Genomic DNA, 12709 nt, shown 5'->3' on the forward strand with positions numbered 1-12709 from the left:
TCTTCCCCGGTACGGGGCCGATGCCATGTCTCGTGGCGTCGGCCCTTCGACCGGGCGGCGGACGTCGAGCCGGGCCCGTGCCCCCGGCTCGCCGTCCGGGCGTGGAGTCGGGGCTCCTCAGCCAGACAGCACGTCGGTGACCAGGTTTTGGGCCTCCTGTTGGAGGCGAGCCAGGTGGTCGGGACCCTGGAACGACTCGGCGTAGATCTTGTAGACGTCCTCGGTACCGGAGGGACGGGCGGCGAACCACCCCGACTCGGTGGTCACCTTCAGGCCGCCGATCGGGGCGCCGTTGCCGGGCGCGGTGGTCAGAATGGCGGTGATCGGCTCACCGGCCAACTCGGTGGCGGTCACCTGCTCGGGCGAGAGCTTGCCGAGCACCGCCTTCTGCTCCCGGGTGGCGGGCGCGTCGATGCGGGCGTACGCGGGCGCGCCGAACCGTTCGGCCAGCTCGGCGAAGTGCTCGCTCGGGGTCCGCCCGGTCACCCCGATGATCTCGGCGGCGAGCAGGCAGAGCAGGATGCCGTCCTTGTCGGTCGTCCAGGTGCTGCCGTCGCGGCGCAGGAAGGACGCGCCGGCGCTCTCCTCCCCGCCGAAGCCGACCGCACCGTCCAGCAGGCCGGGCACGAACCACTTGAAGCCGACCGGCACCTCCAGCAGCGGGCGCCCGAGGTCGGCCGCCACCCGGTCGATCATCGAGGAGGAGACCAGGGTCTTGCCGACCGCGGCGGCCGGGCCCCACTGGTCACGGGTACGGAAGAGGTGGGCGATCGCCACCGCGAGGTAGTGGTTCGGGTTCATCAGCCCGGCGTCGGGGGTGACGATGCCGTGCCGGTCGGCGTCGGCGTCGTTGCCGGTGGCGACCTGGTAGTCGGCGCGCATCGCGATCAGCGACGCCATCGCGTTCGGCGAGGAGCAGTCCATCCGGATCTTGCCGTCGCCGTCCAACGTCATGAACCGCCAGGTCGGGTCGACGATCGGGTTGACCACGGTCAGGTCCAGCCGGTGCCGGTCGGCGATCTCACCCCAGTAGGCGACGCTGGCGCCACCGAGCGGGTCGGCACCGATGCGCACCCCGGCGGCGCGGATCGCGTCCAGGTCGAGCACCGCTGGCAGGTCGTCGACGTACGCGCCGAGGAAGTCGTACGTGCCGGTGGTGTCGGCGGCGCGGGCACGCGCGTACGGGATGCGGCGCACCTCCTTGAGCCCGGCGGCGAGGATCGCGTTCGCGCGCTCCTGGATCCACTTCGTGGCGTCGGAGTCGGCCGGCCCGCCGTGGGTGGGGTTGTACTTGAACCCGCCGTCGTCCGGCGGGTTGTGCGACGGGGTGATCACGATGCCGTCGGCGAGCCCGGTGGTGCGGCCCCGGTTGTGGCCGAGGATGGCGTGCGACACCGCCGGGGTGGGGGTGTAGCCGTCGCGGCTGTCCAGCAGCACGGTGACCTCGTTGGCGGCGAGCACCTCCAGGGCGTCCACCGTCGCCGGGGCGGAGAGCGCATGGGTGTCCCGGCCGAGGAAGAGCGGGCCGTCGACGCCCTGCTCCCGCCGGTAGTCGCAGAGCGCCTGGGTGACCGCGAGGATGTGGTCGGAGTTGAAGGCGTTGCGCAGGCTCGACCCGCGATGCCCGGAGGTGCCGAAGGAGACCTGCTGCGCCGGATCGGCCGGGTCGGGATGCTCGGCGTAGTAGGCGGTCACCAGCCGGGGCACGTCGACCAGGTCGGCGGGCTCGGCCGGCTGGCCGGCCCGGGGATGACTGCTCATGGTTCCACCTTCTGTCCCTTGCCGATGACCACGATGCCGTTGTCGGAAACGGTGTAGCGCTGCCGGTCCCGTTCCAGGTCCACGCCGATCTCGGCGCCCTCGGGCACGTAGACGTTCTTGTCCAGGATGGCCCGGCGCACCACCGCGTGCCGGCCAATTTCGACACCCTCCATCAACACCGCGCCGTCCACGTGCGCCCAGGAGTGCACCTTCACCTTCGGCGAGACGATCGAGTTCTCCACCAGCGAACCGGAGATCACCGCGCCGGGCGAGACCATCGAGGCCACCGCCCGGCCGACCCGCTCGCCCCACTGGTGCACGAACTTGGCCGGCGGGTACGGCGGCTGCTCGGTGTAGATCGGCCAGTCGAAGTTGTAGAGGTTGAACACCGGGTGCACGTTGATCAGATCCATGTGCGCGTCGTAGAACGAGTCGAGCGTCCCGACATCGCGCCAGTAACCCCGGTCCCGGTCGGTGCTGCCCGGCACCTCGTTGTCGCGGAAGTCGTAGACGTTCGCCTCGCCCCGCTCCACCAGCATCGGGATGATGCTGCCGCCCATGTCGTGCTTGCTGGTCTTGTCCTCCGCGTCGCGCTCGACCGCCTCGATCAGCGCCCGGGTGGTGAAGACGTAGTTGCCCATCGAGGCGTAGATCTGGTCGGGCGCGTCGGGCAGGCCGGCCGCGTCGGTGGGCTTCTCCCGGAAGGCCCGGATCCGCCGGCCGTCCTCGGCGACCTCGATGACGCCGAACTGGTCGGCGGTGGACAGCGGCTGCCGGATGCCGGCCACCGTCACGCCGGCGCCGGAGGCGATGTGGTCCTCCACCATCTGCTGGGGGTCCATCCGGTAGATGTGGTCGGCGCCGAACACGATCACGTGATCGGGCTGCTCGTCGTAGATCAGGTTGAAGCTCTGATAGATCGCGTCGGCCGACCCGGCGAACCACCACGGGCCACGGCGCTGCTGCGCGGGCACCGGAGTGACGTAGTTGCCCAGCAGGGTCGACATCCGCCAGGTCTTGGTGATGTGTCGGTCCAGGGAATGCGACTTGTACTGGGTCAGCACGACGATCTTCAGAAAGCCGGCGTTGGCCAGGTTGGAGAGGACGAAGTCGACCATGCGGTACATCCCGCCGAACGGAACGGCCGGCTTGGCCCGATCCGTGGTCAACGGCATCAGGCGCTTGCCCTCTCCACCGGCCAGGACGATCGCGAGCACCTTGGCAGCCATGAGCAGACGCTATCCATCCCGGTGCCACTTCACCACTCGTACGGGCACACTTCTGCACTAGGGTGCCGGGCATGACCGACACCCCGCTGCGCGTCGACCTGCTCACCCGGGAGTATCCGCCGGAGGTGTACGGCGGGGCCGGGGTGCACGTCGAGTACCTGGCCCGGGAGCTGCGCCGACTGGCCGAGGTGCGGGTGCACTGCTTCGGCGCGCCGCGCACCGAGCCGGGCGTGCGGGCGTACGCCGAACCGGCGGCCCTGACCGGCGCCAACCCGGCGCTGCGCACGATGGGCGTGGATCTGGAGATGGCCGCCGGCTGCGCCGGCGCGGACGTGGTGCACAGCCACACCTGGTACGCGAACCTGGCCGGACACACCGCGAAGCTGCTGTACGGGGTGCCGCACGTGGTGACCGCGCACAGCCTGGAGCCGCTGCGCCCGTGGAAGGCCGAGCAGCTCGGCGGCGGTTACGCGCTGTCCTCCTGGTGCGAGCGGACGGCGTACGAGTCGGCCGACGCGATCGTGGCGGTCAGCGCGGGGATGCGCCGTGACGTGCTGGCCGCGTACCCGGCGATCGACCCCGACCGGGTGCACGTGATCCACAACGGCATCGACACCGCGCAGTACGCCCCGGACCCGGGCACCGACGTGCTGGCGCGACTCGGCATCGACCCGGCCCTGCCCAGCGTGGTCTACGTCGGCCGGATCACCCGGCAGAAGGGCCTGCCGCACCTGCTGCGCGCCGCCCGCGACCTGCCGCCCGACACCCAGCTCGTGCTGCTGGCCGGCGCCCCGGACACTCCCGAGATCGCCGCCGAGGTGGAAGGGCTGGTCGCCGAGCTGCGCGCGGGACGCTCCGGGGTGATCTGGGTGGCGTCGATGTTGCCGAAATCCGAGGTGATCCAGATCCTCACCCACGCCACGATCTTCGTCTGCCCGTCGGTGTACGAGCCGATGGGCATCGTCAACCTGGAGGCGATGGCCTGCGAGACGGCGGTGGTGGCCACCGCCACCGGCGGCATCCCGGAGGTGGTCGCCGACGGCGAGACCGGCCTGCTGGTCCCGATCGACCAGGCCGGTCTCGACGGCACGCCACGGGACCCGGCACGCTTCGAGGCCGACCTGGCGGCGCGGATGAACGAGCTGCTGGCGAATCCGGACCGCGCGGGGGCGCTGGGGCGGGCCGGTCGGCGCCGCGCCGTCGAGCACTTCTCCTGGGACGCCATCGCCGCCCGCACCCTCGCCCTCTACCGCTCCCTGCGCGGGTAAGGAGGGGCCCCCTATTAACGCCTGCGGTAGAGAAGGGGCCCCTTCTTAACACCGGCACCGCTCGTCACGCAGCAACTCCATCAGGGCGTCGGTGGACATGTGCTCGGTCTGCGTCACGCCGCCGCCAAGGCCACGCATATGCCGTACCAGCCGCTGCCCTCGACTCTCGTCGACGCGGCCAGGAACATCACCCTTGCCCTTGCTGCCGTCCTCCACGGCACCACCTCCTGCTCCTCGCTCGATGCTCATAGATCTTGGGCACTTTCCGGTCAAAACGGTAAGGGTCCAGGATCTGTACGGCTGTCAGGTCGCGCCGAGGGTGGCGGCGAGGCGGGTCAGGGCGGCGGGGGCGGTGGTGGAGCCGGCCATGAGGGCGGCGACCAGGTCGCGGGCAGCGGGCCGGTCGTGCACCTCGCTGCGGGCGGTGCCTTCCGCCTCCAGCAGGGTCCGGCCCGCCCGGAACATCTCGCCGGTCGAGGCGTACACCCGGGCCACGTCGAGCAGGTACCCGGCACGGTGCTCGGGCGGCAACCACCGCCAGCTTTCGCCGGCCAGCAGCCGCTCGTGGCGTACCGTCGCCGTGGGCAGATCTCCACGGGCGGCCTCGACGAGCACGCGGACCGCCCGCACCGCCGCGGGGCCGAATCCCCCGCCGCCGTAGCTGCCGACCTCGGCGACCTCGGCGGCCTGGTCGACCAGCTTCCGGGCGCTGTCGTGGTCCGTCCGGTCGGCGGCGGCCAGGGCGGCCTGGAGCAGCAGCGTCCCGCGCAATGATCGGGCGCCGGCCCCGCGCGGGGCCGCCCCGTCCAGACCGACGACGGCGCCCGAGCCGGACAGCACGAGGCGGTGGGCGGCCACGACGGCGGCCCGCAGCGCGGCCCCGTTGCGGCCGCAGCACCGCAGGGCCTGACACAGCGGTACGGTGGCGACGGCGCTCACCTGCGGATCCTCCGTGGCCAGGGCGACGGCCATCCCCCGGTCGGCGGCCAACCACGCCAACTCCCCCTGGTCCACCTTGACCAGCGTCAGCGCGATGAGACCGTACACCGGCACCAGCAGCGCGTCGGTGGCCCGATTGGGTCGGGCCACCCGCACGGCGTCGAGCAGGCCGGGCAACAGGGCGAGCAGCACCGGGTACCGGGCGTGCCGGTAGCTCTGCTTCGCGTGCTCAAGGCTGGCCCGCAACTGCGCCAGGTCGGGCGGCCTGGGTGCGCCCTCGACGTGGTACCGCGCCAGGGCGGCCCGGATCCGCTCCACACCGGCGTCGGCGGGTGCCGGATGCGCGGGCCGCTCCGCCAGCAGGACCTGCACGTCGATCCGGAGCGCGTCGGCGATCTCCCGGAGGTTGGACACCCGTTCCAGCCGGCGTACCCCGCGCTCCACCTTGTCGACCCAGCTCTTGGACTTGCCGAGGCGGTCGGCGAACTGCTGCTGCGTCATGTTGCGCCGGACCCGCCACTGGGCGACCCGCCGGCCCACCGGCAACTCGTTCCTCACCGCACGATCCAGATCATGAGCAGAAGGAGTACGACCACCATCGCGCCGAGCCGGTAGGCGTACCGCCGCCGGGTGAGCGGCGCACGGGCGGGACGGGGCGGACAGGGCACCCGATCGCCGTCGGGGTGCCGGGGCCGCGCCCCCGGAACCGGGCTCGCCGACGGCAACGGCCCGTCGTGTGGACGTTCACGCATCTGTTCCTCCTTCCTGTGGGTGCGTTTGTTGTCGCTGGAACGACAAGAAACGCACCCACAGCGGGGTCAAGGAAGGTGCAAGTGAGGACGGGGCAGCCGGAGACCACCCCGCCCACTCGAAAGGCACTCCGCTGCTGACGAGAGGCCCAAGGCAAACCTAGCGTGCTGTGTATACACAGTCAACACTGCACGCACAGGATGCAGGATCGGCGTGGCATGCTCGACGCGCTGACGAGAGGCCGTTGCCATGCCCAGACAACCCGTATACGAGCAGATCATCGCCGATGTGATCGCGTCGATACAGTCCGGCGCGCTGCAACCTGGAGACAAGTTGCCGTCCATCGCGCAACTGTGCGAGCAGTACCGCGCCAGCCCCACGCCGATCCGGTTCGCGCTACGAATCCTCGACGAGCGAGGCTGGATCGAGGTCCACCAGGGCAAGGGGTCGTTCGTGGCGGACGAACCACCCGCCTGATCCCGCCCACTCGCCCGACCCACGCGCTCCTCGACCCGGCGGCGGTTGATCCACACAACTTCGGCGGAGTTGCGGTGTCAGCCCACCCGGGAAGCAGCAACTTCGGCGAAGTTGTGTGGATCATCGCGCCGCCCGCGCGTGTGGATCATCGCGCCGCCCGGGCGGTAAGGGCCCAAGATCTCGTTTGGTGGTCGGACGAGCGGGAAGCGGGCTGTCGCAGTAGGTTGGACCGGGTGAGTGGACGGTTTCCGATCGAAGACGTCTCCCCCGTCGTCTCCTGCGGGCGTTATCCGGCCAGGGCGGTCGTCGGCGAGTTGGTGCCGGTGTCGGCACTGGCCTATCGCGAGGGGCACGACGCGCTCGGCTGCAACGTGGTGTGGCTCGGCCCGGACGGGCGGGCACGACCGTTCACCCGGATGCGGCCCGGCGAGCCCGGCCAGGACCGGTGGCACGTCACCATCGCACCCGACGCCGTCGGCGAGTGGCTCTTCGCGGTGGAGGCGTTCAGCGACCCCTATCTGACCTGGCACAACGCGATCACCAAGAAGATCGCCGCTGGCCAGGGCGCGGTGGAGCTGGCCAACGACCTGGCCGAGGGCGTACGCGTGCTGAGTGCCGCCGCCGAGCTGGTACCCAAAGCCGACCGGCCCCGACTCGACCAGGCGACACAAGCCCTGCGCGACGCCGACCGGTCGCTGTCGGAACGAACCGGCCCGGCGCTGGAGCTGGCCGACCTGCTCTGGGAGCACCCGGTGCGGGAGCTGGTCGCCACCGGCGAGGAGTACCGCATCTGGGTGGACCGGGAGCGCGCCCTCTTCTCCGCCTGGTACGAGTTCTTCCCCCGCTCCGAGGGCGCGGTCCTCGCCACGGACGGCGAACCGGCCCGCTCCGGCACCTTCGCCACCGCCACCCAGCGCCTGCCCGGGGTGGCGGCGATGGGCTTCGACGTGCTCTACCTGCCGCCGATCCACCCGATCGGCCGGGTCAACCGCAAGGGCCCCAACAACAGCCTGGTCGCCGGGCCGGACGACGTGGGCTCGCCGTGGGCGATCGGCGCCGAGGAGGGCGGGCACGACGCGATCCACCCCGACCTGGGTACGGCGGAGGACTTCCGCGGCTTCGTCGCCGCCGCCGCGCAGCAGGGCCTGGAGGTGGCGATGGACCTGGCGTTGCAGTGCGCGCCGGACCACCCCTGGGTGACCGAGCATCCGGAGTGGTTCACCACCCGGGCCGACGGCAGCATCGCGTACGCGGAGAACCCGCCCAAGAAGTACCAGGACATCTACCCGCTGAACTTCGACAACGACCCCGACGGCGTCCGGGCGGAGGTCCTGCGGGTGGTGCTGCACTGGGTCGGCGAGGGCGTGAAGATCTTCCGGGTGGACAACCCGCACACCAAGCCGGTCGACTTCTGGCACTGGCTGATCTGGGAGGTCAAGCGGGTCGACCCGGACGTGCTCTTCCTCGCCGAGGCGTTCACCCGGCCGGCGATGATGCACGGGCTGGCCAAGGTCGGCTTCACCCAGTCGTACACGTACTTCACCTGGCGGACCTCGCCCGCCGAGATGCGCGAGTACTGCGCGGAGCTGGTGGCGGCGGCCGACTACATGCGGCCGAACTTCTGGCCCAACACGCCGGACATCCTGCACGAGACGTTGCAGCACGGCGGCCCGCCGATGTTCAAGATCCGGGCGGTGCTGGCCGCGCTGCTCTCCCCCTCCTGGGGCATGTACGCCGGCTACGAACTGTTCGAGCACGTGGCCCGGCCGGGCGCGGAGGAGTACCTCGACAACGAGAAGTACCAGCTGCGGCCCCGGGACTGGGCCGACGCGGAGGCGCAGGGGCGGTCCCTCGCCCCCTTCATCGCCACCCTCAACCGGGTCCGCCGGGACAACCCGGCCCTGCACCGGCTACGCAACCTGGTCTTCCACGACATCGACAACCCGGCGCTGCTCTGCTGGTCCAAGCGGGACCCGACCACCGGCAACACGGTGCTGGTGGTCTGCTCGTTCGACTCGCACACCGTGCAGTGGGGCAACACCACGCTGGACATGCCGGCGCTGGGGCTGGACTGGCACGACCGGTTCACCGTGCACGACGAGCTGACCGGGGCGAGCTACGACTGGGGGCAGCGCAACACGGTACGCCTCGACCCGTACCTGCAACCCGCCCACGTCTTCACCCTGCGCCGCCCCGGTGTTCCCGAGCCGGACGCCCGCGCCACGACGCCGCCGGTCAGCACCGCCGGGCCCCAGGGCGGCACCGCCTCCGCGACGAAGGACGATGCCCGATGGACCAGCTGATCTCCGGGGAGATCTACGACCCGCACGCCGTGCTCGGGGCGCACCCGGCCGACGGGCGTACGCTGATCCGCGCCCTGCGCCGGGGCGCGAGCGACGTCAGCGTCCTGGTCGGCGAGGAGCGGCACCCGATGACGCGGGTGCGCGACACCGGCGTCTTCGAGGCGGCCATCCCCGGCGAGGTGCTCGACTACCGGCTCGACGTCGACGGCGTGCGCCACGACGACCCGTACCGCTTCCCGCCGAGCCTGGGCGAGCTGGACCTGCACCTGATCAGCGAAGGCCGGCACGAGCGGTTGTGGGAGGCGCTCGGCGCCCGGGTGCTCGACGGCGGCGTGGCGTTCGCGGTCTGGGCGCCGAACGCCCGGGGCGTCCGCGTGGTCGGCGACTTCACCGGCTGGGCGCCCGACGACGGCTGGCCGATGCGGTCGCTGGGCTCGACCGGCGTGTGGGAGATCTTCGTGCCCGGGGCGTCCGCCGGCGCCCGGTACAAGTACCGGATCCTCGGCGCCGACGGGCACTGGCGGGACAAGGCCGACCCGCTCGCCGGGTACGCCGAGGTGCCGCCGGCCACCGCCTCCGTGGTGCACCGCTCGACGTACGAGTGGGGCGACGCGGACTGGCTGGCCCGGCGGGCGAAGCGGACGCCGCACCAGGAACCGATGAGCGTGTACGAGGTGCACCTCGGCTCGTGGCGGCCCGGCCTGGGCTACCGGGAGCTGGCCGAGCAGCTGACCGCGTACGTGGTCGAGTTGGGCTTCACGCATGTGGAGTTCCTGCCGGTGATGGAGCACCCGTTCGGCGGCTCCTGGGGCTACCAGGTGACCGGCTACTACGCCCCGACGTCGCGCTTCGGCGACCCGGACGACTTCCGCTACCTGGTGGACCGACTGCACGCCGCCGGGATCGGGGTGATCCTGGATTGGGTGCCGGCGCACTTCCCCAAGGACGACTGGGCCCTGGCGCGCTTCGACGGCACCCCGCTCTACGAGCACCCCGACCCGCGTCGCGGCGAGCACCCCGACTGGGGCACGTACGTCTTCGACTTCGGGCGTCGGGAGGTACGCAACTTCCTGGTCGCCAACGCGCTGTACTGGCTCGACGAGTTCCACGTCGACGGGCTGCGGGTGGACGCGGTCGCCTCGATGCTCTACCTGGACTATTCCCGCGCCGACGGGCAGTGGGCGCCCAACCAGTACGGCGGCCGGGAGAACCTGGAGGCCATCGCCTTCATGCAGGAGGCCAACGCGACGGTCTACAAGCACCATCCCGGGGTGGTGATGATCGCCGAGGAGTCCACCGCCTGGCCGGGGGTGACCCGGGCGACCAGCGACGGCGGGCTCGGTTTCGGGTTCAAGTGGAACATGGGCTGGATGCACGACACCCTGCTCTACACCTCGAAGGACCCGATCTACCGGCAGCACCACCACCATCAGCTCACCTTCTCCCTGGCGTACGCCTTCAGCGAGAACTACCTGCTGCCGATCAGCCACGACGAGGTGGTGCACGGCAAGGGGTCACTGCTCGGCAAGATGCCCGGCGACCAGTGGCAGCGGCTGGCCAACGTACGCGTGCTGCTGGCGTACATGTGGGCGCACCCGGGCAAGCAACTGCTCTTCATGGGCTGCGAGCTGGCCGACGACCGGGAGTGGAGCGAGGAGCGCGGCCTCGACTGGTACCTCCTGCACGACCCGGCCCGCGCCGGCGTGCAGCGCCTCGTCACCGACCTCAACCGGGCCTACCGGGACACCCCCGCCCTGTGGGCGCAGGACACCTCCCCCGCCGGCTTCCGCTGGCTCGCCAACGACGACGTCGCCAACAACACCGTCTCCTTCATCCGGATCGCGCCCGACGGCACGACCCTGGTCTGCGTGGCCAACTTCTCCGCGCTGCCCCTGGAGGACTACCGGCTCGGCCTTCCGGCCGCCGGGGCCTGGGCGGAGATCCTCAACACCGATTCCCACCACTACGGCGGCTCCGGGGTCGGCAACCTCGGCGCCGTCCACGCCGAGCCCCTCCCCTGGCACGGCCAACCCGCCTCCGCCGCGCTCCGCGTCCCCCCACTCGCCGCCCTCTGGCTCCGCCCAACGTGAAAGGAGGGGCCCCTTATTAACGCCTCGGGTAGAGGAAGGGCCCCTTATTAACACCGCCATCAACACCGCCGGATGAACCGCCCGGGCCCGTGCGCCGTACCACCGCGAACAGGTGGACGCGACGAGGCGGAGGTTCGATGGCGAACAGCAGGCGTACGACCGGGAGGGGCGGGACCTCACCGCGGCAGCGGAAGATCGCCGGGGTCGCGGCGATCGGGGTGACTCTGGGAGTGGCCTTCGCCGTGGCGACCGGCACGAGCCAGGCGGGCGAGAGCTGCGAGGGTCTCGACACCGCCGTGGGTAACAACCTGGCGTTCATCGCCGACCAGTTGGTGTTCCCTGACGCGCTCTCCGAGGCCCGGATCGCCAACCGGCAGGCCGTGATCGATCAGCTCGAACAGCGCCGCGCGGCAGCCGGCTGCACCGGCGAGGTGGAGGTGCCGGACGCGGACCCGAACGCGGCGCTCAACGGTGGCGCGGCGGAGGACTGCGACGGCTTGGACGGTGCGGTCCGCAACAACCTCGCCTTCATCGCGGGGCAGCGGCAGAACCCGGACGCGCTGTCGGAGGCGCGGATCGCCAACCGCCAGGCCGTCATCGACCTGCTCGAAGAGCGGCGTACCCTGGCCGGCTGCACCGGCGAGGTCGAGCTGACGCCGGGCAGCTGACCCGACGCCCACGTGACCGACGGCTGACGCCGACGAGCGCGGGCAGGCAGGGCCGGACGCAAGGCCCCGCCCGCCCCGCACCGCAAGACCCGTCGCACCGCAAGACCCGCCCCGCATCTGGGGGGGCGGCTCAGACCAGGTCGGCGCCGCGCAGCAGGGTCCAGAGGCCGGCGCCGTCGGGGGCGGAGAGCCACTTCTGCCCCACCGGCCCCTCGGTGGGGCGGTCGTGCGGAAGGGGCAGGCTACCGGCGAGCACCGCCTGGGTGGGCGAGAGGCGACGGATCGCCACGCCGGCCACGTTGTCCGGATGGGCGGCGGCGAACTCCCGGTAGATCTCCGGGTCGTGCTGGCCGTCGTCGCCGACGAGCAGCCAGCGTACGTCGGGGAACTCCTTGGCCAGCCGGGCCAGGGTGGCCCGCTTGTGCTCCCGCCCGCTACGGAACCAGCGGTCCTGAGTGGGCCCCCAGTCGGTCAGCAGCAGCGGCCCGGCCGGATAGAGGTGCCGGGACAGAAACCGGGTCAGCGTCGGAGCCACGTTCCACGCGCCGGTGGACAGGTAGAACACCGGGGCGCCGGGGTGGGCGGTCACCAGCCGCTCGTACAGCACCGCCATGCCGGGCACCGCCGCCCGGGCGTGCTCGTCCAGGACGAAGGTGTTCCACGCGGCGAGCAGCGGACGGGGCAGCGCGGTCACCATCACCGTGTCGTCGATGTCGGAGAGGACGCCGAAGCGGACCTGCGGGTCCAGAATGCGTACGGGCGCGTCGACCGGCTCGGCGTCCGGCATGCTGAGCCGCACCGAACCCCAACCGGGCGGCAGGTCCGCCTCCACCACCGTGTCGATGAAGCCGCTGCGGTCCGCCCGCGCCTCGTGAAGCACTCCGCCGGTCTCGATGGTCACGGTGACGTGCTTGGCCGGCAGGGTGGCGAAGCTGCGCCAGCCCCGTACCTTCTCCAGCCGGCCCCGCTGGCGGGTGTCCGGCCGTCCCAGCAGCACCCGGCACATCACCCGTAGCCAACCCGGCGCACCATAGCCGGTGTACGCGATGATGTTGATCCGCCAGCCGGTCCGCCGTAGCCGGCGTTCCACCAGTGCGTGTACGGCGTCCTCGATCCGCGCGGCCCGGTGCAGGTTCGGTACGGCCAGTTGGCCTGCGGGAGTGGGTGGCACGTTGCAACCCTGCCACACCCCGGCGACCCCGGCCACGCGAGCGTACCGCCCGG

11 protein-coding genes are annotated in these 12709 nt (G+C 71.5%); 5 read left to right on the forward strand and 6 right to left on the reverse strand.

The window, feature by feature from the left end:
• Window positions 1–117 precede the first annotated feature (117 nt).
• Together pgm and glgC are read right to left on the reverse strand one after the other, a co-directional pair.
• The gene (pgm, locus tag IEY61_RS16710) at window positions 118–1761 is read right to left on the reverse strand and encodes a phosphoglucomutase (alpha-D-glucose-1,6-bisphosphate-dependent) (protein ID WP_189045295.1); all 1644 of its coding nucleotides are present in this window, start codon (window positions 1759–1761) and stop codon (window positions 118–120) included.
• The gene (glgC, locus tag IEY61_RS16715; RefSeq protein WP_189045297.1) at window positions 1758–2990 is read right to left on the reverse strand and encodes a glucose-1-phosphate adenylyltransferase; all 1233 of its coding nucleotides are present in this window, start codon (window positions 2988–2990) and stop codon (window positions 1758–1760) included. Before glgC ends, pgm begins: the two co-directional genes overlap by 4 nt.
• Before the next feature lie 71 nt (window positions 2991–3061).
• Between glgC and glgA the strand changes: the two genes are divergently transcribed.
• The gene (gene glgA, locus IEY61_RS16720) at window positions 3062–4258 is read left to right on the forward strand and encodes a glycogen synthase (protein ID WP_229705962.1); all 1197 of its coding nucleotides are present in this window, start codon (window positions 3062–3064) and stop codon (window positions 4256–4258) included.
• Between the two features lie 45 nt (window positions 4259–4303).
• On the opposite strand, the gene IEY61_RS16725 is transcribed toward glgA, so the two are convergent.
• From IEY61_RS16725 to IEY61_RS16735, 3 genes are all read right to left on the reverse strand, one after another.
• A complete protein-coding gene (locus IEY61_RS16725) occupies window positions 4304–4474 on the reverse strand; it encodes a hypothetical protein (RefSeq protein WP_189045298.1) in 171 nt (56 codons plus the stop codon).
• 87 nt (window positions 4475–4561) lie between these two features.
• Entirely contained in the window at window positions 4562–5755 is a 1194-nt protein-coding gene (locus IEY61_RS16730) for a helix-turn-helix domain-containing protein (protein ID WP_189045300.1), read from the reverse strand.
• Complete coding sequence (locus IEY61_RS16735; protein ID WP_189045301.1) at window positions 5752–5949, reverse strand: hypothetical protein; 198 nt, start codon at window positions 5947–5949, stop codon at window positions 5752–5754. Before IEY61_RS16735 ends, IEY61_RS16730 begins: the two co-directional genes overlap by 4 nt.
• Window positions 5950–6196: 247 nt before the next feature.
• Here IEY61_RS16735 and IEY61_RS16740 point away from each other — a divergent pair, with 247 nt between their 5' ends.
• From IEY61_RS16740 to IEY61_RS16755, 4 genes are all read left to right on the forward strand, one after another.
• Window positions 6197–6424: a winged helix-turn-helix domain-containing protein gene (locus IEY61_RS16740; protein WP_189045303.1), complete on the forward strand. Its 228-nt coding sequence runs from the start codon at window positions 6197–6199 to the stop codon at window positions 6422–6424.
• Window positions 6425–6657: 233 nt separating this feature from the next.
• Window positions 6658–8727 carry an alpha-1,4-glucan--maltose-1-phosphate maltosyltransferase gene (locus IEY61_RS16745; protein WP_189045305.1) on the forward strand — a complete coding sequence of 690 codons (2070 nt, stop codon included), beginning with the start codon at window positions 6658–6660 and terminating at the stop codon, window positions 8725–8727.
• The gene (gene glgB / locus IEY61_RS16750) at window positions 8715–10817 is read left to right on the forward strand and encodes a 1,4-alpha-glucan branching protein GlgB (RefSeq protein WP_189045307.1); all 2103 of its coding nucleotides are present in this window, start codon (window positions 8715–8717) and stop codon (window positions 10815–10817) included. The genes IEY61_RS16745 and glgB overlap by 13 nt, the downstream gene beginning before the upstream one ends.
• Before the next feature lie 137 nt (window positions 10818–10954).
• Window positions 10955–11485 carry a hypothetical protein gene (locus IEY61_RS16755; RefSeq protein WP_189045309.1) on the forward strand — a complete coding sequence of 177 codons (531 nt, stop codon included), beginning with the start codon at window positions 10955–10957 and terminating at the stop codon, window positions 11483–11485.
• A gap of 130 nt (window positions 11486–11615) precedes the next feature.
• Here IEY61_RS16755 and IEY61_RS16760 read toward each other — a convergent pair whose 3' ends face one another.
• The gene (locus tag IEY61_RS16760) at window positions 11616–12656 is read right to left on the reverse strand and encodes an App1 family protein phosphatidate phosphatase (RefSeq protein ID WP_189045414.1); all 1041 of its coding nucleotides are present in this window, start codon (window positions 12654–12656) and stop codon (window positions 11616–11618) included.
• Window positions 12657–12709 lie beyond the last annotated feature (53 nt).

The sequence above is a fragment of the Micromonospora sonchi genome (genome assembly GCF_014646235.1).
Taxonomy (GTDB): Bacteria; Actinomycetota; Actinomycetes; order Mycobacteriales; family Micromonosporaceae; genus Micromonospora; species Micromonospora sonchi.

Excerpts from the sequence above, each read along its gene's own strand:
- IEY61_RS16735 (WP_189045301.1), bottom strand. The coding sequence starts at position 5,949 with ATGCGTGAACGTCCACACGACGGGCCGTTGCCGTCGGCGAGCCCGGTT.
- IEY61_RS16755 (WP_189045309.1), top strand. The coding sequence starts at position 10,955 with ATGGCGAACAGCAGGCGTACGACCGGGAGGGGCGGGACCTCACCGCGG.
- glgC (WP_189045297.1), bottom strand. The coding sequence starts at position 2,990 with ATGGCTGCCAAGGTGCTCGCGATCGTCCTGGCCGGTGGAGAGGGCAAG.
- glgB (WP_189045307.1), top strand. The coding sequence starts at position 8,715 with ATGGACCAGCTGATCTCCGGGGAGATCTACGACCCGCACGCCGTGCTC.
- glgA (WP_229705962.1), top strand. The coding sequence starts at position 3,062 with ATGACCGACACCCCGCTGCGCGTCGACCTGCTCACCCGGGAGTATCCG.
- pgm (WP_189045295.1), bottom strand. The coding sequence starts at position 1,761 with ATGAGCAGTCATCCCCGGGCCGGCCAGCCGGCCGAGCCCGCCGACCTG.
- IEY61_RS16740 (WP_189045303.1), top strand. The coding sequence starts at position 6,197 with ATGCCCAGACAACCCGTATACGAGCAGATCATCGCCGATGTGATCGCG.